The organism is Saccharomonospora xinjiangensis XJ-54 (genome assembly GCF_000258175.1).
Lineage (GTDB): Bacteria > Actinomycetota > Actinomycetes > Mycobacteriales > Pseudonocardiaceae > Saccharomonospora > Saccharomonospora xinjiangensis.
The window spans coordinates 3,732,154-3,755,025 of sequence record NZ_JH636049.1; the positions used below are offsets into that span (position 1 = coordinate 3,732,154).

The following is a 22,872-nucleotide window of genomic DNA, read 5'->3' on the forward strand; positions in this document are numbered from 1 at the left end:
ATGTCGAGTCCGGCCGTTGTCTGGGATCCCGCTCTCCTCGCCTACAACCTGGGCGACGACCATCCGTTCAACCCGGTTCGCCTCGATCTCACCATCCGCCTCGCCACGGCGCTCGGGGTGCTCGAGGACGTGCCTTTCCTCGTTCCCGAACCGGCCGTGGCCGAGCAGCTGTACCGGGCTCACACGGCGGAGTACGTCGAGGCTGTCAGGCAGGCGCCGATGGCGGGTTGGGACGTGGGACACGGGCTCGGCACGCCGGACAACCCTGTGTTCACCGACATGCACGAGGCGTCGGCGCTCGTGGTCGGGTCCACGCTTCTCGGAGCGCGCCGGATCGCGGAGGGCAGGGCGCTTCGGGCAGTGAACATCGCGGGCGGGTTGCATCACGCTATGGGCGACCGCGCGTCGGGTTTCTGTGTGTACAACGACTGCGTGGTGGCGATCTCGTGGTTGCTCGACCACGGTTTCGATCGGATCGCCTACGTCGATACGGACGTGCATCACGGTGACGGTGTGCAGGCCGCATTTTACTCCGATCCGCGTGTGCTGACGATCTCGCTGCATCAGCATCCGTTCACGTTGTTTCCCGGCACCGGGTACGCGGGGGAGATCGGCGAGGGTGCTGCCGGTGGAAGGGCTGTGAACCTGCCGCTGCCGCCCGCGACGAAGGACGCGGGGTGGTTCCGCGCCTTCCACGCGGTGGTGCCGTCGGTGCTGGCCGCGTTCCGGCCCCAGATCCTCGTGACGCAGTGCGGTGTCGATTCGCACGTGGAGGACCCGCTGGCGGACCTGTCGCTGACCGTGGACGGCCATCGGGCGATCTACCGCACGTTGCGCGAGTTCGCGGACACGTTCGCGGAGGGCAGGTGGCTCGCCGTCGGTGGTGGCGGCTACCAGTTGATCCGGGTGGTACCGCGGTCGTGGACACACCTGCTGGCGACGGTGTTGGATCGCGACGTGGACCCGACGACCCCGCTGCCGAGGGCGTGGACGGAGCAGGTGCTCGCGATGGCGCCGAAGGCGGAGGTGCCTGCCCGCATGACCGACGGCCAGGACGGCGCCGAGCCGTCGTTCTCGCGTTGGGGCGACGGCATGGACGATCCCGTGGACATCGCCGTCCGGGACACTCGCCGTGCGGTGTTTCCCTTGCACGGGCTCGACCCCGACGACCCGAGGGACTGAGGTGGAACCGATGGGCCAGGGCGGCCAGGATGGCCAGGATGACGTCTCCGGCGGTGCGAACGGCACCGATGCCCAGCACCGTGATCCGTTCGACTACCCACGGCGCTGGGAAGCGGATGTCGTGCTGGTGGACGGCAGGACCGTGCATGTGCGGCCGATCGTTCCCACGGACGCCGATCGCATCGTCGCCCTGCACGCGCGGTTGTCCGAACGCACTCGCTACCTGCGGTACTTCGGGGCGTATCCGAGGATTCCCGCCCGCGATCTGAAGCGGTTCACGACGGTTGACCACCACGACAGGGTGGCGTTCGTGGCGTTGCTCGGTGACGACATCGTGGCGGTCGGGCGCTACGAGCGGCTCGACAGGGACTCGGCCGAGGTGGCGTTCGTGGTTGACGACGCACATCAGGGCCGTGGCCTTGGTTCGATCCTGCTCGAACACCTCGCCGCAGCCGCGTCGGAGTGTGGTCTGCGCCGGTTCGTCGCGGAGGTGCTCGCCGAGAACACGGCGATGACGCGGGTGTTCCGCGACGCCGGTTACCAGGTGAGCAGGGCCTTCGAGGAGGGACTGCTGCATCTGGAGTTCGACATCGATCCCACCGAGGAGTCGCTGGCCGTGGCGCGGGCGCGCGAGCAGGCCGCGGAGGCCCGCAGCGTGCACAACCTGTTGCATCCGCGCTCGGTGGCGGTGATCGGTGCCTCCACGGACTCCACGAAGATCGGCTACGCGGTGTTGTCGAACCTCCTCGCCGCGGATTTCGCGGGGCCGGTCTACCCCGTCAACCCCGAACACGTCTCGGTGCGTGGCGTGCGGGCGTACAAGTCGGTGCTGGAGATCCCCGACCCGGTGGATCTGGCTGTGGTGGCCGTTCCCGCAGGCCAGGTGGAGTCGGTGCTCGACGGTGCGCTGGCGAAGGGTGTGCAGGCGCTGGTGATCGTCTCGGCGGGATTCGCCGAGTCGGGGCCGCACGGACTGCACGCCGAGCTGCGGCTGGTCGGCGAGGCGAGGGCACACGGGATGCGGGTCGTGGGACCGAACGCGCTCGGGGTGCTCAACACCGACCCGAAGGTGCGGCTGAACGCCACGCTCGCGCCGAAGCTGCCCCGGCGTGGCAGGACGGGTTTCTTCTGCCAGTCTGGCGCGCTGGGCATCGCGATCCTCGCCGACGCTGAGGCGAGAGGACTCGGTCTTTCGACCTTCGTCTCCGCGGGCAACCGCGCCGATGTCTCGGGCAACGACCTCTTGCAGTATTGGGAGACCGACCCGCACACCGATGTGGTGCTGCTGTACCTGGAGTCGTTCGGCAACCCACGGAAGTTCGCGCGGCTGGCGCGCAGGCTCGCCAGGACCAAACCGGTGGTGGCTGTGAAGTCGGGCAGGCACGCGGTTCGGCCGCAACTGGCCGCGACCTCGACCGAGATCGACGAGTCGAGTGTGCAGGCTCTGTTCGAGCAGGCCGGTGTCGTGCGTGTGGACACGCTGGCGCAGTTGTTCGACACGGCCCTGGTGTTCGCGAACCAGCCGTTGCCCGCGGGGGCGAGGATCGGGATCGTCGGTAACTCGTCGGCGATCGCGCTCCTCGCTGCCGACACGGCGAAGGCGCAGGGCCTGAGCCTCGGTATCGAGCCGGTGGACATCGGTTCGCAGGCGTCGCCGGAGACGTTCGCTGCCGCGGTGGGTGAGGCGCTGGCCTCGCCGGAGGTGGACGCGCTCGTCGTGGTGTTCGTGCCACCGGTGGCCACTCCGGGCACCGCGTACGCGCGTGCGCTGAGGGAGACGGTGCTCGCCACTCCCACCACACCGGACAAGCCGATCGTCTCGACGTTCCTCGCGGCGGAGGGCGTGCCGGACGAGTTGGCCGTCACGGACGCGGACGGCACCGTGGCGTTCGGGTCCATCCCGTCGTACCCGAGTCCGGAACGAGCGGTCAACGCGCTGGCGAGGGTGGTGCGCTACGCCGAGTGGCGGCGGCGACCGCAGGGCAGCGTGGTGCGTCCCGATGGGTTGCACGTCGAGCGGGCCAGTGGCCTCGTGCGGGACCTCACGGCGGAACGCAGCGTCGAGTTGCACGTGGACGACGTGGTGCGGCTGCTCGGCTGTTACGGCATCGACATCGTGCCGTTCCGGGTTGTGTCCGATGTGGACGAAGCGGTGGCCGCGGCGGGGGAGCTGGGCCTTCCCGTGACGCTCAAGGCGTACGACGATGGTCTCCGCGACCGCCCCGACCTGGCCGGGGTACGGCTCGACCTGCCGACGGCGGAGTCGGTGCGGATGGCGTACCAGGACCTGCGCGCCACGTCGGGCCGGGACGAGGTGTACGTGCAGCGAATGGCGCCGAAGGGGGTGTCCTGCGCCATCGGCCTGCGGGACGACCCCTCGTTCGGCACGCTCGTGTCCTTCGGACTGTCCGGCGTGGTCAGCATCCTGCTCGGCGACCAGGCTTTCCGCGCTGTGCCGTTGACCGACGTGGACGCGGCGACGCTGGTGAGGGAACCGCGAACGGCGCCGCTGCTCACCGGCTACCGGGGTGACGAACCAGCCGATCTCGCCGCGCTGGAGGATTTGGTGCTGCGAGTCGCCGCGCTCGCGGAGGATCATCCCGAGGTGCGGTCGTTGGCGCTCGATCCTGTGCTCGCCTCACCGGAGGGCGCGTTCGTCACCAACGCGAGGGTCGTGCTCGGCCCTCCTCCGTCGCGGCCCGACACCGGACCGCGACGGCTTCGGCAGATCACGACACCGGCGGATGTGGGCGAGCCGGTTCAGAATCCCGAAGGATTCATGGCGTAGACGGAACGGCGGTCCGGGTATTCGGCAAGGCCCCACAGCTGACCGCGAGGACCCCAGTACGACAGGTCCTCAGGGCCGACGGGCTGGGCACCGGCGTGTTTGACCGGTCCGCTGCCGGAGGTGAAGGTGTAGATCGAACCCCGGCTGCCCGAGCCTGCGCTCGCGGAGACGAAGAACTTGCCGTTGATCGCCGTGGCGCCCTGCATACTGGGGATATCGACCCGGTACGCCTCGGTGGCATGGGTGTAGCCGTCGGACGACTCCTTGAACTTGCGGTCGGTGTAGTCGATGGGGAAGCGCACGACCCTGGTGCCGGTGCCGTCGGCGTTGTACTCGGGAACGATGACGCTGTCGGGAGTGCTTGTTCTGTCGAGCGACGCCGACGAGTAGCGAAGGCGTGCGGTGCCGTTTGTCGTGGAGGCCGTGAACGTGTGGGCCTGCGGTACAACGTAGCGGTAGTTGAAGGCGTGGTAGGTGCCGTCGGACTGGCGGCCGATGCGGCCGCTGTCACCGGTGGAGACACGCCAGATGTGACGGAGGTCGAACGCCCTGAACCCGCCCCACGTGTCGGCCACGTAGAGGAAGTAGCCGTAGGTGAAGATGCCGCCGGCGTGCACGGTGACGGGGCGGAAGTTCGGTTTGCCCGCGGAGTCGGTGTACGGCTCGACGAGCAAGACGTGCCGGTAGGTGGGCGTGCTCGGCGAGGAGTAGTCCACGAAGGAGATCCGGACGCCCTTGTTCGGGTTGTCGTGGCGGTAGTACCAGCTCACGAACAGGGCGGTCTCGCCTTCGTAGGTGCCCTTGCCGTAGGCGTCGGCGGTGGAGGTGATGCCCTGGGGATACCAGTCGGTCGTACCGTTGTCCCCCGAGTTCCAGCAGAACGCCGCCATCTGGTGGTGGGCGCCGGACGAGCACGGTGACGCCGTGCGGTTGGCGCTGGCGAGCACCTCCGACATCGACGCTTCGGGCAGCAGGGTGTCCAGTCGGGCGATGACAGGGTTGTACGGGCCTTCCGAGAGACGGAAGTGCGAGGCGGGAAGGGCGGTGGGGTCGGCGGACGCCGGTGGCGAGTTGACGGCGGTCACGGTCGTGAGAGCGGCGGCGACGGCGAACAGTGCGGAGACGATTCCACGACGGCTCATGGGGGCACGGTAGGGGAAGATCACTGGCTTTAACGAGTAGCCGGTAAAAAATTGTCAGAGATGTCTGACGATGTTCGCCGTTTCGGGGCAGACCGTGGTATCAGGGTTCGTGCTGATCGCCGCAGCAGGCGTTTCGGAGGGCACGGCATCACGCGCGGACGGTGCACACGGCGGTGCGGGCGGCTCAGCGGCTCGCCGACCTCGCCGGTAACCTTCCCGCGTGTCTGTGAACAACGATGAGGTGCTCGCCCGGGAACGATCACACCAGGACAAACAGGCCAGGGTCGTGGTGGCGCCACCTCGCCCGGATCGGATCGAACCGGTTCCGCTGACGACACTCGTGGCGAGGGCGGACGCACGGCTCATCGCCGACCCCGCGGTTGTGGAGACCGTGGCCGTCACCGGGGCCACGTTGCGGGCCCAGCAGGTGCTTCCCGGCGATCTGTTCGCGGCGCTGCCGGGTGCACGGGCACACGGTGCGGACTTCGCCGCCGACGCCGTCGCCGGTGGTGCGGTGGCGATCCTCACCGACGAGGAGGGCGCAGGGCGGCCTGCCGTGCAGGAGGCCGGGCTTCCTGTGCTCGTGCACCCCGACCCCCGTGGTGTGCTCGGTGCCGTGGCGGCGTGGATCTACGGGGAGCCGTCACTGGCGTTGTCGGTCTTGGGCATCACGGGCACCTCGGGCAAGACCACCACCAGCTACCTCGTCGAGTCGGGTCTTCGAGCGGCTGGCTACCACACTGGGCTCATCGGCACGGTGGAGACCCGGATCGGCACCGAACGCCTGGCGAGCGCGTTCACCACACCGGAGGCACCGGACCTCCAGGCACTGTTCGCCGTGATGGTGGAGCGCGGGGTGACGCATGTCGCCATGGAGGTCTCCAGCCACGCTCTCGCACTGGGCCGGGTCAACGGCACCCGGTTCGCCGTCGGAGCTTTTACGAATCTCTCTCAGGATCACCTCGACTTCCACCGCGACATGGAGGACTACTTCTCCGCCAAGTCCCTGCTCTTCGACGGCCGTTCGACGCACGAGGTCGTGGTCGTGGACAGCGCGTGGGGACAGGCGCTGGTGACCCCGCAGACGGTGACAGTGTCCACGGAGACCGACAGCGACGCGGCGTGGCGGGCGACGGACATCTCGCTCACCGGCACGGGGAAGCAGTCGTTCACGCTGCACGCACCCGACGGCCGCAGCGCGAAGGCGACGTTGCCGCTGCCGGGGGAATTCAACGTCGCCAACGCCGTCCTCGCCGCAGCCGTCCTCGACACGGTGGGTGTCGGTCTCGACCACATCGTCGCCGGGCTCGCCACGGTGGAGGTGCCGGGGCGGATGGAGCGGGTCTACCTCGGTCAGCCGTTCACGGCCGTCGTCGATTACGCCCACAAACCGGCCGCCGTCACACAGGCGTTGCAGGCACTGCGGGCCCGAACGCGGGGCCGCATCATCACGGTCCTGGGTTGCGGTGGCGATCGGGACACGGCCAAACGCCCCATGATGGGCGAGGCAGCCGTGCGGGGAAGCGACCTTGTGATCGTCACCGACGACAACCCTCGTAGCGAGGACCCCTCGGCCATCCGCGAGGCGATGCTGGCCGGGGCTCGCGCCGTCGGCCCCTCGGAGGGGTGCGAGGTCATGGAGATCGGCGACCGGCGCGCGGCCATCGCCACAGCGGTCGAGCGGGCGCAGCAGGGTGATGTCGTGCTCGTCGCGGGCAAGGGTCACGAGAGCGGCCAGGAGATCGCGGGTGTTGTGCACCCGTTCTCCGACCGCGACGAGTTGGAAGCCGCCATTCGCGAAAGGCTGGGTGTCACGGAATGATCGAACTCACTCTCGCCGAGATCGCCGAGGTGGTCGGGGGGCGCCTGCACGGCGCCGACGGCACGGAACGAGTCACCGGCACCGTCGAGTTCGACTCGCGCAAGCTCACCGAAGGTGGACTGTTCGTCGCCCTGCCCGGCGAGCGTGCCGACGGCCACGACTTCGCCGTGTCCGCGGTGGCCGCGGGGGCGGTCGGTGTGCTCGCGGCGCGTGAGGTGGACGCACCCTCGGTCGTCGTCCCGCCGCTGCCGCCGGGTAAGGCACACGAGCGTTCCGTCGCGCTGACCGGCGACACGGACGGTTCAGGGGCCGCCGTACTGGCGGCGCTCGCCGCGCTCGCGCGGCACGTGGTCACCCGGCTGTCGCGGTCGGGGCTCGCTGTCGTCGGCGTCACCGGTTCGTCGGGCAAGACGTCAACCAAGGATCTGATCGCGCAACTGCTCGAACCACTCGGGCCGACCGTCGCGCCGCCGGGGTCGTTCAACAACGAACTGGGACATCCGTGGACCGCGCTCCGCGCCGATCGGACGACAAAGCACCTCGTGCTGGAGTTGTCGGCGAGAGGGCCGGGACACATCGCCGAGCTCGCCGCTGTGGCTCCGCCCCGTATCGGGGTGGTGCTCAACGTCGGCAGTGCTCACGTCGGTGAGTTCGGTTCCCGCGAGGGCATCGCGCAGACCAAGGGCGAGCTCGTCGAGGCGCTGCCCGCCGACGGCGTCGCCATCCTCAACGCCGACGATCCTCTCGTGTCGGCGATGGCGTCTCGGACCAGCGCGCGAGTCGTGCGGGTCGGGGAGGCGGCCGACGCCGACGTCCGGGCCGAGAACATCCGGCTCGACGAGCACGCGCACGCCTCGTTCGACCTCGTCGCGGGTGACGAGAGGGCACGTGTGACGCTGCGGCTCGTCGGTGAGCACCACATCGGTAACGCCCTCGCGGCGGCTGCCGTCGCTCTCGAACTCGGCACGCCGCTCGCCGACGTGGCGGTACGGCTGAGCGCGGCCACCCGGCGTTCCGACCGCCGTATGGAGGTCACCACCCGCGCCGACGGCGTCGTCGTCCTCAACGACTCCTACAACGCCAACCCCGAGTCGATGCGGGCCGCGCTGAAGACGCTCGCGTCCATGACCTCGGCCAGACGATCTTGGGCGGTCCTCGGTGTCATGGGCGAACTGGGGGCCGATAGCGTGTCCGCGCACGACGAGATCGGCAGGCTCGCCGTCCGGTTGAACATCAACCGGCTCGTCGTGGTGGGAGAGCAGGCAGCCGCCATGCACCACGGGGCGAGCCACGAAGGTTCTTGGGGAGAGGAGTCGGTCCTGGTACCGGACACCGAAGCCGCGATCGCGCTGCTGCGCGCGGAACTGCGGCCCGACGACGTTGTTCTTGTGAAGGCATCGAAGGTCGCCCAGCTGTGGAAGGTGGCCGACGCGCTGTTGGAGGAGGACGGGCGCGCGTGAGTCACGACGCACCGAGACACACAACTGACATGGTTGAGCGAGGCCGGGGCACCGGGAGGACGGAAGCGTGATCAGTATCTTGATCGCGGCCTCCGTGGGACTGGGAGTCTCCATCCTGCTCACGCCGTATCTCATCCGGTTCTTCTCGAAGCAGGGTTTCGGGCAGGAGATCAGGGAGGAGGGCCCGGAGGGCCACAAGTCCAAACGAGGCACGCCCACCATGGGTGGTGTCGCGATCATCGTGGCGATGGTGGTCGGGTACTTCGTCGCCCACCTCGTCGATTACTGGCGCGGTTCGAGCAACGAGGGCCCTACCGCGTCGGCCCTGCTCGTGCTGTTCCTGTCCGTGGGGCTCGGCATGGTCGGGTTCCTCGACGACTTCATCAAGATCCGCAAGCAGCGCAACCTCGGGCTCAACAAGACGGCGAAGCTCGTCGGGCAGCTCGTGGTCGCGGTGGCCTTCGCGATCCTGGTGCTCCAGTTTCCCGACGCGAACGGGCTGACGCCCGCGTCGCAGAACCTGTCCTACGCCAGGGACATCGAACTCATCTTCTTCCCCATCCCCATCTTCGTGCTGTTCTGCTACCTGCTGGTTTCGGCGTGGTCGAACGCGGTGAACTTCACCGACGGTCTCGACGGCCTCGCGGGGGGCGCCGGTGCGATGGTGCTCGCCACCTACGTGGTGATCTCGTTCTGGCAGGCGAGGCTGAGCTGTGTCGAGGCGTTCCAGCCCGCGTGCTACAACGTGCGCGACCCGCTGGACCTCGCCGTGGTGGCGGCGGCAGCGACGGGGGCCTGTGTCGGCTTCCTCTGGTGGAACGCCGCGCCCGCGAAGATCTTCATGGGTGACACGGGCTCGCTCGCCCTCGGTGGTCTCGTCGCGGGGTTGTCGATGACGACCCGCACCGAGTTGCTCGCGATCGTCATCGGTGGTCTCTTCGTCGTCGAGATGATCTCGGTGGTGCTCCAGATCGCGGTGTTCCGCACCACCCGCAAGCGGTTGTTCCGCATGGCGCCGTTCCATCATCACTTCGAGCTGGCAGGCTGGGCCGAGACGACCGTCATCATCCGGTTCTGGTTGCTGGCGGCCACATGCTGCATGTTCGGGCTCGGGCTGTTCTACAGCGAGCAGCTCGGCCTCGGAGGAGGATGAGTCGAGCCATGAATCCCGGCGTCCGGCGTTCTCGGCGTTGTCGGTGTCCTGAGAGTGGCGGCATCTCCCGACCGTTCCGGGTCTTGCTGTGCCCGGATTGTTCAGGAGTGAGGTCATGAGGCACGACTTCACCGGCCTCGCCGTCTGCGTCGCGGGCGCCGGGGTCACCGGACGCTCGGTGGCCGCCGCGCTCTCCGAGCTGGGAGCGCGGGTCACCGTCACCGATGCGGACGCCGAACGGCTCGCCCAGCTCGACGATCTCGACGTCCGGCTCGTCCCCGGCCTCGACGCGCCGCCCGAGGGCACGGGGCTGGTGGTGACCAGTCCCGGCTGGCGGCCGACGGCGCCGCTTCTGACCTCGGCGGCCGCGTCGGGCATCGAGGTGATCGGCGACGTCGAACTGGCGTGGCGGGTCGCGAGTGAGCGGGCGAATGCGCCCACGTGGCTGGCCGTGACGGGCACCAACGGCAAGACCACGACGGTCGGCATGGTCGAGTCGATGCTGCGTGCGGAGGGAATGGACGCGGTGGCGTGCGGCAACGTGGGTTTCGCCGTGCTCGACGCGGTCCTCGCCGGTCACTCCGTGCTGGCGGTGGAGCTGTCCAGTTTCCAGCTGCACTGGTCGCGCACGCTCGCGCCTTCGGCGTCGGTCGTCCTCAACGTCGCCGAGGACCATCTCGACTGGCACGGCGGCCTCGCGAGCTACGCAGAGGCCAAAGGTTCCATCCACCACGCCTCGGCCACCGTGGTGGCCAACCTGAACGACCGCTGGTCGCGCACGCTCGCCGACGAGCACGCGCCCGAGGGGGCTCGCAGGGTCGGGTTCACGCTGGACACACCGAGGCCAGGTGAACTCGGCGTGGTGGAGGACCTGCTCGTCGATCGCGCGTTCGTCGCCGACCCCGCGCACACCGCGGAGGAGCTCGGCACGCTGGCCGACGTCCGCCCCGGTGGTCCGCACAACGTCGCGAACGCGCTGGCCGCGGCGGCACTCGTGCGGTCGGTCGGTGTGAGCCCCGGTGCGGTGGCTGAGGGACTGCGGAACTTCCGGCCCGGCGCGCACCGTGCATCGGAAGTCGCCGAACTCGACGGTGTGCGCTACATCGACGACTCGAAGGCCACCAACCCGCACGCCGCCGCTGGATCGCTGCTCGCTCATCCCAGTGTGGTCTGGATCGCGGGCGGCCTGCTCAAGGGCGCGTCCGTGGACGAGCTCGTCGCTGCCGTGGCCGGGCGGCTGCGCGGCGTCGTGCTGCTCGGTGCCGACGCCGACCGCTTCGCGCAGGCTCTGGCGCGACACGCGCCCGATGTCCTCGTCAGGCGCGTCGGCCCGGGTGACGATGAGCCCATGACCGCAGCGGTGAAGGCGGCGCGTGAGCTGGCGCGCCACGGAGACTCGGTGCTGCTCGCTCCCGCTGCCGCGTCGATGGACATGTTCCGTGACTATGCCGAGCGGGGCGAGGCGTTCGCGGCGGCGGTCGCCGAGCTATCACGGTGACGGCCGTGGGCGCCGATCGCGACACCCCCCGCGCCGGCGGCAGGAACGGGCGGAGCCGTCGTGTCCGGCAGCGCGCTCCGGAGCGGTCTCCCAGAGCGCGCTCCGAGAGACGGCCGGTGGTCCCGCGTACCCCGCTCACGGCGTGGCTCTCGCGTCCGCTGGCCGACTTCCACCTGATCCTCGCGTTGTGCGGCACGCTCGGCGCACTCGGCATCGTGATGGTGTTGTCGGCGTCGTCGGTCGCCTCGTACAGTCCCGGCAGCGACAGCAGCGTGTACGCGCTGTTCCAGAAACACCTCATGTTCGTCGCCGTCGGAGCGGTGGCGTTCTGGCTGGGTGTCCGCATTCCGCTGTCACGCATCCGCGCGCTGTCCTCGACGGCGATGGTGGTGTGTCTCGGTCTGCTCGCGCTCGTGCTGACTCCACTGGGGACGTACAGCAACGGCTCGCAGGGATGGTTCGTGATCGGCCCGGTGTCCCTGCAACCGGTGGAGCTCGCGAAGGTCGCGCTCGCACTGTGGGGCGCGCACATCCTCGTGGTGAAGTACGAGGTCCTGCACCAATGGCGGCATCTGCTCGTGCCTGTGGTGCCCGCGGCACTGGTGATGTTCGCTCTCGTCATGGCCCAGCCCGACCTCGGCGGCACGATCACGCTCGCCGTGGTGCTGCTGGCGCTGCTGTGGTTCGCAGGAGCGCCGAAGAGCCTGTTCGGGATCATCCTCGTCGGCGCGGTCGCCGGTGCGGTCGCGCTCGCGCTCGTCGCGCCGTACCGGTTCGAGCGCGTGACGGCGTTCCTCAACCCCGACGCCGACCCGCTCGGCGGTGGGTGGCAGGCCAGCCAGGCGCTGTACGCCCTCGCCGACGGCGGTCTCTTCGGGAAGGGACTGGGGCAGGGCCAGTCCAAATGGATGTACCTGCCGAACGTCCAGCACGACTTCATCTTCGCGCTGATCGGTGAGGAACTTGGTTTCGTCGGCTGTCTCGTGGTTCTCGGGTTGTTCGGGCTGCTCGGCTTCGTCGGTCTCCGCATCGCGATGCGCAACCTCGATCCGTGGATCCGGATCGTCGCGGGAACCCTCACGACGTGGGTCGTGTCACAGGCCGCGGTCAACATCGGCTACGTCGTGGGTCTGCTCCCCGTGACCGGGGTGACGCTGCCGATGATCTCGTACGGCGGAACATCTCTGGTCGTCACCATGCTGTTGTTCGGTTTGCTGGCCAACTGCGCGCGGCACGAGCCGGAGGCGGTGGCGGCACTGCGCACCCAGGGGCCCGGTAAATTCGGACGCCTGATGCGACTGCCCGCGCCGGAGCCGTACCGGCCACCCGCGCGGCGTCGTGGCGGTGGCAGGGCCGGCTCGGGCAGGACGGGCCGTCCCGCGAGGCGCGCGGACAGAACGGGCCGCGCCGTGGCGGGCGAACGCAGGCGTGCGGCGCCGGAGTACGGTCGGCGCACGACCTCCCGCTCGACGGCGAGGCGGACGGCGGTGCCGCGGCGAGGACGCCGCTGAAGAAGGTTCGAGAGTGCCCGGCCACCGGGGTGGCGTGGTGTGCCGCGGGTGACGCGGCGTGCGAGAAACACTGGAGAAGGACGGACGTGACCGAGGCAAGGCCCGGCGACGCTGCTGCGTCGCGAGCACAGTCGCAGGTGGGCGACACGGTGGAGAGTTCGGCAGGCAGCGCGCCGGAGCGCGCCGGAACCGCTCCGACCGTCGTGGTGGCAGGCGGCGGAACGGCGGGGCACATCGAACCCGCGATGGCGCTCGCCGACGCGGTGATGCGGCTGCGGCCCGACGCCCGCGTCGTCGCGCTGGGCACCGAACGGGGCCTGGAGAACCAGCTTGTACCCGCAAGGGGTTACCCGCTCGAACTGGTGCCGCCCGTGCCGATGCCGCGCAAACCGACTCTGGATCTGCTCAAGCTGCCGGTGAAGGTGGCCGACTCGGTGCGCCGCACGCGGCAGGTGCTCGACCGGCTCGGCGCCGACGTCGTCGTCGGCTTCGGGGGATATGTGTCGCTGCCCGCCTATCTCGCCGCGCGCGGCCGGGTTCCCATCGTGGTGCACGAGGCCAACCAGCACGCCGGGCTCGCCAACAAGGTCGGGGCTCGCTTCGCGGCGAGGGTCGTCGCTGCGGTACCGGGAACCTCGCTGCCCGGCGCCGAGGTGGTCGGCATCCCGCTGCGCCGCTCCATCACGGCGCTCGACAGGGCAGGGCTGCGAGCCGAGGCACGCAAGCACTTCGGTCTCGACCCCGACGCTCCCGCGCTGCTGGTGTTCGGTGGCTCCCAGGGAGCCCGGTCGATCAACGCCGCGGTGTCGCAGGCCGCGAAGTACTTCGCCGATGCCGGCGTGTCCGTTCTGCACGCCCACGGCCCCAAGAACACGCTCGCGGTGCAGGAATTCCCCGGAAGGCCCCCTTACGTGCCTGTGCCGTACCTGGAGCGGATGGACCTCGCCTACGCGGCGGCGGATCTGGTGCTCTGCCGCTCAGGCGCGATGACTGTGGCCGAGGTCTCCGCCGTCGGCCTTCCCGCCGTGTTCGTCCCGCTGCCACACGGAAACGGCGAGCAGGCGCTCAACGCGCGCCCCGCCGTGGACGCGGGAGCGGCGCTGTTGGTGCCCGACGAGGAACTGACGAGCGACAAGGTGGCCGAACTCGTGGTACCTCTGGTGACCGATGCCTCGCGGCTGTCCCGCATGAGCGCCGCGGCGGTCGGGCTCGGCCACAGGGAGGCCGATGAGGTCCTCGCGGCCATCGTGCTGGAGCAGGCTGAGAAGAGGCGTCGGTGAGCAATGCACTCGACGAGGGGGAAGGCTGGGGGTCATGACTGAGACACTCACCTCGCGCGAACTTCCCGAGGTGCTGCGGCGCCCGCACCTGATCGGCATCGGCGGGGCGGGGATGAGCGGGATCGCCCGCATCCTCCTCGCGAGGGGCGCCCGCGTTTCGGGTTCCGACGCGAAGGATTCGAGGGCGTTCCTCACCCTGCGGGCTCAGGGCGCGCGCATCGCGGTGGGGCAGCGGGCGGAGAACCTCGACGTCTTCGACGACGCGCCGTCCGCTGTGGTGGTGTCCACCGCGATCAAGGAGACCAATCCTGAACTCGTCGTCGCGCGGGAGCGGGGCGTGCCGGTGTTGCACAGGGCCGAGGCGCTCGCGGCGCTGATGGAGGGGCACCGCGTGGCGTGCATCGCCGGCACGCACGGCAAGACCTCCACCACGTCGATGCTCACGGTGGCGTTGCAGCATTGCAGGCTCGATCCCTCGTTCGCCATCGGCGGCGACCTCAACGAGTCCGGCGCCAACGCCCACCACGGTGAGGGCGGAATCTTCGTGGCGGAGGCCGACGAGAGCGACGGGTCTTTCCTGTCCTACTCGCCTTCGGTGGCGGTCGTGACGAACGTCGAACCCGACCACCTCGACCACCACGGAACCGCCGACGCCTACCACGCGGTGTTCTCCGAGTTCGTGCGCCGGATCGAGCCGGGTGGCGTGCTGGTGCTGTGTGCCGACGATCCGGCGACGACCGAGCTGGCCGGTGTCGCGGAGGCCGCAGGCGTCAGGGTGCGCCGCTACGGCCGTTCCGCGATCGGCGCGTCCGACGCCACGGTGCTGGAGTACCTCCCCGGCGAGGACGGCGGCACCGTGCGCGTCGTGCTCGGTGGCGAGGAACTGCTGGTGCGGGTCGCGGTTCCCGGCGAGCACATGGCGTTCAACGCCGTCGGCGCGCTGCTGGCGGGGCTCGAACTCGGCGCGGACCGTGCGGCGCTGATCGAGGGGCTCGCCGCGTTCGGTGGCGTGCGGCGACGCTTCGAGTTCAAGGGACGCGCCGCCGACGTCCGGGTGTATGACGACTACGCGCACCACCCCACCGAGGTCGCGGCACAGTTGCGGGCCGTGAGGCAGACCGCGGGCGGCGGCAGGGTGGTTGTGGTGTTCCAGCCGCATCTGTACTCGCGTACCAAGGCGTTCGCGGGTGAGTTCGCGGACGCGCTGGGGCTCGCCGACGAGGTCGTGGTGCTCGACGTCTACGGGGCCAGGGAGGATCCGGAACCCGGTGTCACCGGTGAGCTGGTGGCCTCGCGGATCAGCGGCGCGGGAGCGCACTACGAGCCCGCGTTCGACCGGGTGGTCCACCTGGTGGCCGACCTGGCCAAGCCCGGTGACCTCGTGGTGACGATGGGGGCGGGTGACGTCACCCAGCTCGGCCCCGAGTTGCTCGCCGAGCTGGACCGCCGCGATCGCTGAGGTGGCGACGCCGTGGCCACGAGGACACAGCGAGCGGCTCGGCGGGGTAACGGCCGAGAGCGCGCGAAGGGGCGGCGGGGCAAAACCGCCGCTCCGTCCCGCCGCAGGACGGCACAGCGGGGTAAGGCCGCGCCTTCGCGCCGCAGGACGGCGCAGCGGGGTAAGGCCGCGCCTTCGCGCCGCAGGACGGCGCAGCGCAGGCGCATCGCACTGCTGAGCGTCGTCACGGTCGTCGCGCTGGGCTATCTGGTGTGGTTCACACCCTTCCTCGGGGTGAGCACCGTCGAGGTGGTGGGCGTCCGCACGGTGTCTCACGCCGCCGTCCGGTCCGCCGCCGCCGTGCCGGCGGATCATCCACTTCTTCGCGTCAACACGGACGAGGTCGCGGCCAGGGTCGGCAGGCTGCCTGGTGTCGCGACGGTGGACGTCGCCCGGTCGTGGCCGTCCACGCTGACGATCACGGTGACCGAGCGGAGGGCGATCGCCTACCACGAGGGCGGTGACGGCATCCGGCTCGTCGATGTGGCCGGTGTGCCGTACAAGAGGGTCGCGCGGCCACCCGGAGGACTGCCGAGGCTGGAAATTTCCGAACCCGGCCCCGGTGACGGCCCGACGCGGGCCGTGACGGGTGTACTGGCCTCACTGCCGTCCGGGCTGTCCGGTGAGGTCGTCGCGGCGCGAGCCACCACACCCGGGGACGTGGAACTCGATCTGACGGGCGATCGTGTCGTGCGGTGGGGCGACGCGCACCAGAACGCGGAGAAGGCACGGGTGCTGGCCGTTCTGCTGACCCGGGAGGCCACCACGTACGACGTGTCGAGTCCCGAGCTGCCGACCGTGTCGTGACCGCCCGATCCGGTATGGCACCGTAGTGCTCGTGAGCAAGATCGACACCCGGCCTGAGCCTCCGTACGCCGGTTCGGAACGGGAAACGCTGAACGGCTTTCTCGACTTCCTGAGGGCCACGATCCGGTGGAAGTGCCATGGGCTGAGTGACGAGCAGGCCCGCAGGGCGTTGCTGCCGAGCGAGTTGACCACCGTCGCCGGTCTCGTCGGCCATCTGAGTTACGTGGAGCGGTACTGGTTCGAGGTCGTGCTCGCGGGAGAGCCCGACACGTGGAAGGACAGACTGGCTGCCGACCCCGACGCGGAGTTCCGCGAGGCGCTCGACGTGCCCCTGGCCGCTCTGCTCGACGAGTACGAGCGGCAGTGCGAACGCAGCAGGCGGATCGCAGGGGAGCGGGAACTCGACGACGAGGTGCCGTTCCGCGGTTGCTCGGTGAGTGTCCGGTACGTACTGACACACCTGATCGAGGAGACCGGGCGGCACGCGGGGCATCTGGACGTCCTGCGCGAGTTGATCGACGGCCGGACCGGCGAGTGACCACGATGAAACACGTTGTGGCGAAAGACGTTCGCGACACGCCGCGTCGCTGCTGGATTCCTGGCTGCACTGTGCCTACGGTCCGTCAGCAACGTTGGTAGTTGACATAACTCTAAACCTCAACTTCAGGTTCAGGGTTTCGGCGGATCGACCCGCGCTTGTTGACGATCCAGCGCCGACGCACGACAGCACCACCACGATCAGGAAGGCAACCCGATGACGCCCCCGCACAATTACCTCGCGGTGATCAAGGTCGTCGGAATCGGCGGCGGCGGTGTGAACGCCGTGAACCGCATGATCGAGGTCGGCCTGAAAGGCGTGGAGTTCATCGCGGTGAACACCGACGCGCAGGCTCTGCTGATGTCCGATGCGGACGTCAAGCTGGACATCGGCCGCGAGCTCACGCGGGGTCTCGGCGCGGGAGCGTCCCCCGAGGTCGGACAGAAGGCAGCGGAGGACCACCGCGAGGAGATCGAAGAGGTCCTCAAGGGCGCCGATATGGTGTTCGTGACCGCGGGCGAGGGCGGCGGTACCGGCACCGGCGGAGCGCCCGTCGTCGCGCAGATCGCGCGCAAGCTCGGTGCGCTCACCATCGGTGTCGTCACGCGGCCGTTCTCGTTCGAAGGCAAGCGCAGGGCGAGGCAGGCGGAGGACGGCATCCAGGCGCTCCGCAACGAGTGCGACACCTTGATCGTCATTCCGAACGACAGGCTGCTCCAGCTCGGCGACATCGGTGTGTCGCTCATGGACGCCTTCCGCTCGGCCGACGAGGTGCTGTTGTCGGGTGTCCAGGGCATCACCGACCTCATCACGACGCCCGGTCTGATCAACCTCGACTTCGCGGACGTCAAGAGCGTGATGTCGGGTGCGGGCAGTGCGCTCATGGGCATCGGCTCGGCACGTGGTGAGGGACGCGCGGTACAGGCGGCGGAGAAGGCCATAAACTCCCCGCTGCTCGAAGCGTCGATGGACGGCGCCCACGGTGCTCTGCTGTCCATTGCCGGTGGTTCGGACCTCGGTCTCTTCGAAATCAACGAAGCTGCGTCGCTCGTCCAGGAATCCGCCCACCCCGAGGCGAACATCATCTTCGGAACGATCATCGACGACTCCCTCGGCGACGAGGTCAGGGTCACGGTCATCGCGGCGGGTTTCGACGCGGGTGCGCCGACGCACAAGAAGCTCGACCCCGGCACGTTCGGCACGAGGACGCAGGGATCCGGTGACTCCGAGCAGAGCGGCGGTGGCGCCGGTGCCGCCTCGCCGTCGAGCGCCGTCAGGGAACAGCGCGACGGCGCCTCCCGCCTGACCCACGGCGACGCGGGAAACCCCACGCCGCCCGTCATGCGGAGAACCTCGCCTGCCTCGGGTCAGGGCAGCCAGTCCGGTTCGTTGCCGTCGGCACACGGCACCACGCGCCCTTACGCGGGTCCGTCGTCCTCGCCGTCACCCTCGACCCACCGGACGCAGGGAAGCCTTCCGGGACGGTCGTTCCCTGCCAATGACGACCCCACCGACGACGACGTCGATGTCCCGCCCTTCATGCGCCGCTGAGTCGCTGAGCCGCTGAGCCACGTCGCTAAGCTCGCTGGCACCGGCAGTGAGGAACAGGTGTCGAAGGGGTTGAGCGCGGTGCGCATTCGGCGAGTGGTGACCACCAGGGCGGGTGGGCGGTCGAAGCCGCCGTTCGACTCGTTCAATCTCGGTGATCACGTGGGCGACGACCCGGCCGCCGTGGCGGCCAACCGCCGCAGGCTCGCCGACGAACTCGGCCTGAAGCCGGACCGGCTCGCCTGGATGGAACAGGTCCACGGGCGCACCGTGACGATCGTGGACGGCAGTGAGAGCGGGCAGGCCGAGGCGACGGACGCGCTGGTGACCACGCGCCCCGGCCTGGCGTTGGTGGCGCTCGTCGCCGACTGCGTGCCCGTGTTGCTCGGTGACCCCGAAGCCGGTGTGGTGGCTGCCGTGCATGCCGGAAGGGTGGGAGCGCGGGTCGGTGTCGTGCCCGCAGCACTGGAGGCCATGGTGTCGGTCGGCGCGCGGCCCGACCGGGTCGAGGCGCTGCTCGGCCCCGCCGTCTGCGGGGAGTGCTACGAGGTCCCGAAGGCGATGGCGGAGGATGTCGAGACGCACCTGCCGGGAAGCGCGTGCCGGAGCAGGAAAGGCACTCCCGGCCTCGACCTCAGGGCGGGGTTGTGGAGGCAACTGGCGGATCTCGGGGTCGGCAGGATCGGGGTGGATCCTCGATGCACGATGGAGGACGAAACCCTGTTCAGTCACCGCAGGAACGCCCCGACGGGAAGGATCGCGGCCGTCACGTGGATGGAACAGTGAACGACCAGCGTTACGAGGAGCTCGCGGAGTCACTGCGGGAGGTCACCGGGCGCATCGCGGCGGCGTGCCGGAGGGTCGGCCGCTCGCCGGACGAGGTCCGCCTGATCGCCGTGACGAAGACGTTTCCGGCGTCCGACGCCGTCGTTCTGACGGATCTCGGGGTGCGGGAACTCGGGGAGAACCGCGATCAGGAGGCGTCGGCCAAGGCAGCCGAGGTGGCGGCGCTGCGTCCCGAAGCCGACGTGCGGTGGCACATGGTCGGTCGTCTCCAGCGCAACAAGGCGCGATCGGTGGCGCGCTGGGCCGCGGAGGTGCAGTCGGTGGACTCCCTCCGACTGGCCGACGCGCTCACCAAAGGGGTGCGGGCGGCTCTGGACGCCGGTGAGCGGGATCGTCCGCTCGACGTGCTCGTCCAGGCCAGCCTTGACGACGATCCGTCGCGCGGCGGCTGCCCTGTTGATGATCTTAGGGAACTGGCCGAGGCGGTAGCCCGAAAGAGTGATTATCTCCACTTGCGCGGCGTGATGGCCGTCGCTCCGCTGGGAGTCGAGCCCGAGCCGGCCTTCGAGATGCTGGCCTCGGTGGCCGAGATACTGCGGAAAGACCATCCCGAGGCGACGGAGATCTCGGCCGGCATGAGTGGGGACCTGGATCAGGCGATAGCGTACGGCTCGACGTGTGTGCGTGTCGGAACCGCGTTGCTCGGTGGACGAGGTTTAGCCTCCCCTTAGCAAGGTCCACTCGAGCGGCATCCAGGACGGCCCGGCCGTGTTGTTGGACCGCACGAGTGCAGACCGTGGAGGGCGAGGGAGAGGCATGAGCGCGCTGCAGAAGCTGAAGGCCTACTTCGGGATGGTCCCTGCCGAGGACGACGAGTACGACTTCGACGAGGACTACCGGCGCGACTATCAGGGAGACGATTACGACTCCTACGACGAGTCCACGTACAAGGGCGCGGCACGCAGGTCGAGGCCGCGTTACCGCGTCATGGACGAGTTCGAGGAGGCCGAGTCGTCCTCTGCGTCGTCCTCAGCCCGTACCCGCAGGACGCCTCCGCGTGGGGAGCCCGCCGTGCACGGCTCTCTCGCCATGGACCGGCAGCCGGAGCCCGTGGCTCGGGTCCGGCCGATGACTCCCACGCCCCCGGTGGCCGAGCCGTCGGGGGCCGCGGCACGCGACCCGTTGAGCCGGATCATCACGCTGCACCCCACCAGCTACGCGGAGGCGAGGGAGATCGGTGAGGCGTACCGCGACGGCGCTCCCGTGATCATGAACCTGACGGAGATGGAGAACGCCGACGCCAAGCGGCTCGTGGACTTCGCGGCGGGCCTGGCCTTCGCGCTCCGCGGCTCCATGGACAAGGTGACGAACAAGGTGTTCTTGCTCTCACCGCCTGATGTGGATGTCACAGCAGAGGACCGCAGGCGGATCGCCGAGGGCGGGTTGTTCCTCCGCCACTGATCTCGACGGTGGCATGTGGCAGAGTGGTGCCCGTGGTCACTGTCCGCATGATTCTGTACTGGCTGCTGTTCGCGTTTTGGCTGCTGCTCACGGCACGTATCGTCGTGGAGCTCGTGCGTGCGTTCGCTCGTGACTGGCGCCCCTCAGGGGGGGTTGCGGTGGCGCTCGAGACCATCTACACAGTGACCGACCCACCGGTCCGGCTCGTCCGACGGATTATTCCGGTCGTACGGATCGGCGGCGTGGGACTGGACCTATCGATTATGGTGCTGCTGTTGGTTGTGTTCATACTGATGCAACTGGCGCTTCCCGGGTAACGGGGAACCCGGGTGGGAACGGCAGGCCATGGAGTGCGTGAGGTGATCTGATGTCGTTGACTCCTGCTGACGTGCATAACGTCGCGTTCAGCAAGCCTCCGATCGGCAAGCGGGGCTACAACGAGGACGAGGTGGACGCGTTCCTCGACCTGGTGGAGACCGAGCTTGCCCGATTGATTGAGGACAATAACGAGCTGCGGCAGCAGGTCGAACAGCTCGATGCCGAGTTGGAATCAACTCGTAGCGAGTTGGAATCCGTCAAGGCCCGCGGCGGCCGCGACGAGGCACCGTCGCGCAGGCTCGCCCCGGTGCCGCCGCCCGCGTCCGCGATGGAACAGACCCAGGCCACGAATCTCATGGCCGACAGCGCGGAGCCGAACGTGCAGGCCGCGAAGGTGCTCGGCCTCGCACAGGAGATGGCCGACCGGCTCACCGCCGAGGCGAAGACCGAGTCGGACGGCATGCTCGCCGAGGCGCGGACCAAGTCCGAGCAGTTGCTGTCGGACGCGCGGTCGAAGGCCGACTCGATGGTCAACGAGGCACGCACACGTGCCGAGACCATGTTGAACGAGGCCCGCACCAGGGCCGAGACGTTGGAGCGTCAGGCGCGCGAGAAGGCGACCAACATGGATCGCGAGGCGCAGCGCAAGTACACCGAGACGCTGAACACTCTCAACACTGAGAAGAGCGCCCTCAACAAGAAGATCGAGGAGCTGCGCACGATAGAGCGCGAGTACCGGACGCGCCTGCGGGGTTTCTTGGAATCGCAGCTGCGCGAGTTGGACGACAGAGGTTCGGCGGCGCCCGCATCGGCGTCCTCGTCGAGTGGCGGCCAGTCGAGCAGCAGCGGCCAGGGCTACTCCTTCGGGCCCCGCGCAGAGGCCGGCTGAGCCGTTTCCCGTGCGTCGCGGCAGGTCACCCGGTCGTGACGGCAGGGAACGTGTTGTAATTCACCGTGCTCTACATCGTCCTCCTCCTGGTGCTGACGGCCCTGGCGCTGGTAGTGGCGGCACTCGTCACAGCCAGCCCGGTGTGGGCCTGGGTGTCGATCGGTGTGTCCGGCCTCGCCGGGGTGCTGCTGATCGCCGACCGCGTGCGTCGGCGGTCGCGGAACCCGGCAAGGGTGCCGGGGTCTTCCGCCACTGCCGACGGTGGTGCCATCGATGAATCCGCCGGTGACCATAACCGGAGCGACACCGATGTTGACGGTGCTGACAGCGGTGGTCGTGACGGCGCAAGCAGCGGTGGCGACGCCGGTACCGGCGGGCCGGAAGACCAGCCAACCACCGAAGACTCGGCCGTCGAGTCCATCTCCGAGGCGAAAGGTGACGCCGATGCCTCCGAGATGGCGACGTCATCCGGTGTGACGGCGTCGGAGACCGTCGTCGAGACAAGCGACGGTTCCGATGCGGCGGCTGATGCGCCGAGCGACTCCGTCACGGAGGCGGCTCCGTCCCGGCGCGGTGACGAGAAGGGCGCGGCGGACGAGGAAGGCGGGCGGCCTCGCGATCCGCTCCGGGCCACCCTCGTGGCGGCGCCGGGTGTCGAATCCGGTGAGCAACCGAGCGGAAGGGAGCCGGTGGCGGCCGAGGGATTCGATCCGCTCACGGACACCGCTCCGCGTACGGCGTTGCTCGCGTCGTCGGGCGAACTCGCGGGAGCGGACGTCGATCCTCCGGAGGAGGACACCGGTGTCGATGACGCGCTGCTGGTGTCGGAGCTCGAGTCGGAGGTCCTCGTGGTGGACGAGTACCCGCGTTACCACCTCGGTCACTGTTCCTGGCTCGGCACGAGGGCGACGATTCCTCTCGCCGTGAGAGAAGCCCGGGATCTCGGCTTCACGCCGTGCGGGTTGTGCGGTCCCGACGCGGAGCTGACAGCGGCCCATCGTCGGCGCAGGGTGGCGCGTCGCAGTTCGGCCTGACGGGGGACGTCCCCGCGAAGGCACGGGTACCGATCGTCGCGACACGCAGAACGGCTACGCTGTATCCCACAGGCGTCGATCCGGCCATCACCGGGGAGCTTCCGGAAGAACGGACGTCGTGGTGCCGAACGCGACCACGCACGTCTCAGTAGAATCG

Annotated in this window: 19 protein-coding genes; 18 read left to right on the top strand and 1 reads right to left on the bottom strand. The window is 69.2% G+C overall.

Going from position 1 to position 22,872, the window contains the following annotated elements; translation table 11 throughout:
* Complete coding sequence (locus SACXIDRAFT_RS16940; protein ID WP_006239840.1) at nt 1-1,182, top strand: acetoin utilization protein AcuC; 1,182 nt, start codon at nt 1-3, stop codon at nt 1,180-1,182.
* 10 nt (nt 1,183-1,192) lie between these two features.
* Entirely contained in the window at nt 1,193-3,970 is a 2,778-nt protein-coding gene (locus SACXIDRAFT_RS16945; RefSeq protein WP_006239841.1) for a bifunctional acetate--CoA ligase family protein/GNAT family N-acetyltransferase, read from the top strand.
* Here the strand turns inward: SACXIDRAFT_RS16945 and SACXIDRAFT_RS16950 are convergent.
* Entirely contained in the window at nt 3,943-5,112 is a 1,170-nt protein-coding gene (locus SACXIDRAFT_RS16950; RefSeq protein WP_040922736.1) for a hypothetical protein, read from the bottom strand. The genes SACXIDRAFT_RS16945 and SACXIDRAFT_RS16950 overlap by 28 nt on opposite strands.
* A gap of 226 nt (nt 5,113-5,338) precedes the next feature.
* On the opposite strand from SACXIDRAFT_RS16950, the gene SACXIDRAFT_RS16955 reads away from it, so the two are divergent.
* The 16 genes from SACXIDRAFT_RS16955 to SACXIDRAFT_RS17030 all read left to right on the top strand — a co-directional run bounded on the left by SACXIDRAFT_RS16955 (nt 5,339) and on the right by SACXIDRAFT_RS17030 (nt 22,715).
* Complete coding sequence (locus SACXIDRAFT_RS16955) at nt 5,339-6,934, top strand: UDP-N-acetylmuramoyl-L-alanyl-D-glutamate--2,6-diaminopimelate ligase (RefSeq protein WP_006239843.1); 1,596 nt, start codon at nt 5,339-5,341, stop codon at nt 6,932-6,934.
* On the top strand, nt 6,931-8,394 hold the full coding sequence (locus tag SACXIDRAFT_RS16960; RefSeq protein WP_006239844.1) for a UDP-N-acetylmuramoyl-tripeptide--D-alanyl-D-alanine ligase: 1,464 nt from the start codon (nt 6,931-6,933) through the stop codon (nt 8,392-8,394). Before SACXIDRAFT_RS16955 ends, SACXIDRAFT_RS16960 begins: the two co-directional genes overlap by 4 nt.
* Nucleotides 8,395-8,461: 67 nt before the next feature.
* A complete protein-coding gene (gene mraY, locus SACXIDRAFT_RS16965; RefSeq protein WP_006239846.1) occupies nt 8,462-9,547 on the top strand; it encodes a phospho-N-acetylmuramoyl-pentapeptide-transferase in 1,086 nt (361 codons plus the stop codon).
* Between the two features lie 115 nt (nt 9,548-9,662).
* Nucleotides 9,663-11,045 carry a UDP-N-acetylmuramoyl-L-alanine--D-glutamate ligase gene (murD, locus tag SACXIDRAFT_RS16970; RefSeq protein ID WP_006239847.1) on the top strand — a complete coding sequence of 461 codons (1,383 nt, stop codon included), beginning with the start codon at nt 9,663-9,665 and terminating at the stop codon, nt 11,043-11,045.
* Nucleotides 11,042-12,556, top strand: coding sequence for a putative lipid II flippase FtsW (gene ftsW / locus SACXIDRAFT_RS16975; RefSeq protein WP_040922240.1), 1,515 nt, complete (start codon nt 11,042-11,044; stop codon nt 12,554-12,556). Before murD ends, ftsW begins: the two co-directional genes overlap by 4 nt.
* A 137-nt stretch (nt 12,557-12,693) precedes the next feature.
* Nucleotides 12,694-13,836, top strand: coding sequence for an undecaprenyldiphospho-muramoylpentapeptide beta-N-acetylglucosaminyltransferase (gene murG / locus SACXIDRAFT_RS16980; protein ID WP_408640391.1), 1,143 nt, complete (start codon nt 12,694-12,696; stop codon nt 13,834-13,836).
* A 34-nt stretch (nt 13,837-13,870) separates the two neighbouring features.
* Entirely contained in the window at nt 13,871-15,295 is a 1,425-nt protein-coding gene (gene murC / locus SACXIDRAFT_RS16985) for a UDP-N-acetylmuramate--L-alanine ligase (protein ID WP_006239850.1), read from the top strand.
* A 12-nt stretch (nt 15,296-15,307) separates the two neighbouring features.
* Entirely contained in the window at nt 15,308-16,141 is an 834-nt protein-coding gene (locus SACXIDRAFT_RS16990) for a cell division protein FtsQ/DivIB (RefSeq protein ID WP_006239851.1), read from the top strand.
* Nucleotides 16,142-16,172: 31 nt separating this feature from the next.
* The gene (locus tag SACXIDRAFT_RS16995) at nt 16,173-16,679 is read left to right on the top strand and encodes a DinB family protein (protein ID WP_040922738.1); all 507 of its coding nucleotides are present in this window, start codon (nt 16,173-16,175) and stop codon (nt 16,677-16,679) included.
* A 216-nt stretch (nt 16,680-16,895) separates the two neighbouring features.
* Nucleotides 16,896-18,230, top strand: coding sequence for a cell division protein FtsZ (gene ftsZ, locus SACXIDRAFT_RS17000; RefSeq protein WP_006239853.1), 1,335 nt, complete (start codon nt 16,896-16,898; stop codon nt 18,228-18,230).
* A gap of 78 nt (nt 18,231-18,308) precedes the next feature.
* Nucleotides 18,309-19,013: a peptidoglycan editing factor PgeF gene (gene pgeF, locus SACXIDRAFT_RS17005; protein WP_040922739.1), complete on the top strand. Its 705-nt coding sequence runs from the start codon at nt 18,309-18,311 to the stop codon at nt 19,011-19,013.
* Nucleotides 19,010-19,744, top strand: a complete 735-nt coding sequence (locus SACXIDRAFT_RS17010; protein WP_006239855.1) for a YggS family pyridoxal phosphate-dependent enzyme — start codon at nt 19,010-19,012, stop codon at nt 19,742-19,744. The genes pgeF and SACXIDRAFT_RS17010 overlap by 4 nt, the downstream gene beginning before the upstream one ends.
* Before the next feature lie 85 nt (nt 19,745-19,829).
* On the top strand, nt 19,830-20,474 hold the full coding sequence (locus SACXIDRAFT_RS17015; RefSeq protein WP_006239856.1) for a cell division protein SepF: 645 nt from the start codon (nt 19,830-19,832) through the stop codon (nt 20,472-20,474).
* A gap of 47 nt (nt 20,475-20,521) precedes the next feature.
* On the top strand, nt 20,522-20,791 hold the full coding sequence (locus tag SACXIDRAFT_RS17020; RefSeq protein WP_006239857.1) for a YggT family protein: 270 nt from the start codon (nt 20,522-20,524) through the stop codon (nt 20,789-20,791).
* Nucleotides 20,792-20,841: 50 nt separating this feature from the next.
* Nucleotides 20,842-21,681: a DivIVA-like cell division protein Wag31 gene (wag31, locus tag SACXIDRAFT_RS17025; protein WP_006239858.1), complete on the top strand. Its 840-nt coding sequence runs from the start codon at nt 20,842-20,844 to the stop codon at nt 21,679-21,681.
* A 65-nt stretch (nt 21,682-21,746) separates the two neighbouring features.
* On the top strand, nt 21,747-22,715 hold the full coding sequence (locus SACXIDRAFT_RS17030; RefSeq protein ID WP_006239859.1) for a hypothetical protein: 969 nt from the start codon (nt 21,747-21,749) through the stop codon (nt 22,713-22,715).
* Nucleotides 22,716-22,872: the final 157 nt, after the last annotated feature.

Bases quoted from the DNA above. Each gene is read 5' to 3' on its own strand.
- SACXIDRAFT_RS16940 (WP_006239840.1), top strand. From the start codon at position 1: ATGTCGAGTCCGGCCGTTGTCTGGGATCCCGCTCTCCTCGCCTACAAC.
- SACXIDRAFT_RS16945 (WP_006239841.1), top strand. From the start codon at position 1,193: ATGGGCCAGGGCGGCCAGGATGGCCAGGATGACGTCTCCGGCGGTGCG.
- SACXIDRAFT_RS16950 (WP_040922736.1), bottom strand. From the start codon at position 5,112: ATGAGCCGTCGTGGAATCGTCTCCGCACTGTTCGCCGTCGCCGCCGCT.
- SACXIDRAFT_RS16960 (WP_006239844.1), top strand. From the start codon at position 6,931: ATGATCGAACTCACTCTCGCCGAGATCGCCGAGGTGGTCGGGGGGCGC.
- murD (WP_006239847.1), top strand. From the start codon at position 9,663: ATGAGGCACGACTTCACCGGCCTCGCCGTCTGCGTCGCGGGCGCCGGG.
- murC (WP_006239850.1), top strand. From the start codon at position 13,871: ATGACTGAGACACTCACCTCGCGCGAACTTCCCGAGGTGCTGCGGCGC.
- ftsZ (WP_006239853.1), top strand. From the start codon at position 16,896: ATGACGCCCCCGCACAATTACCTCGCGGTGATCAAGGTCGTCGGAATC.
- SACXIDRAFT_RS17015 (WP_006239856.1), top strand. From the start codon at position 19,830: ATGAGCGCGCTGCAGAAGCTGAAGGCCTACTTCGGGATGGTCCCTGCC.
- SACXIDRAFT_RS17020 (WP_006239857.1), top strand. From the start codon at position 20,522: ATGATTCTGTACTGGCTGCTGTTCGCGTTTTGGCTGCTGCTCACGGCA.
- wag31 (WP_006239858.1), top strand. From the start codon at position 20,842: ATGTCGTTGACTCCTGCTGACGTGCATAACGTCGCGTTCAGCAAGCCT.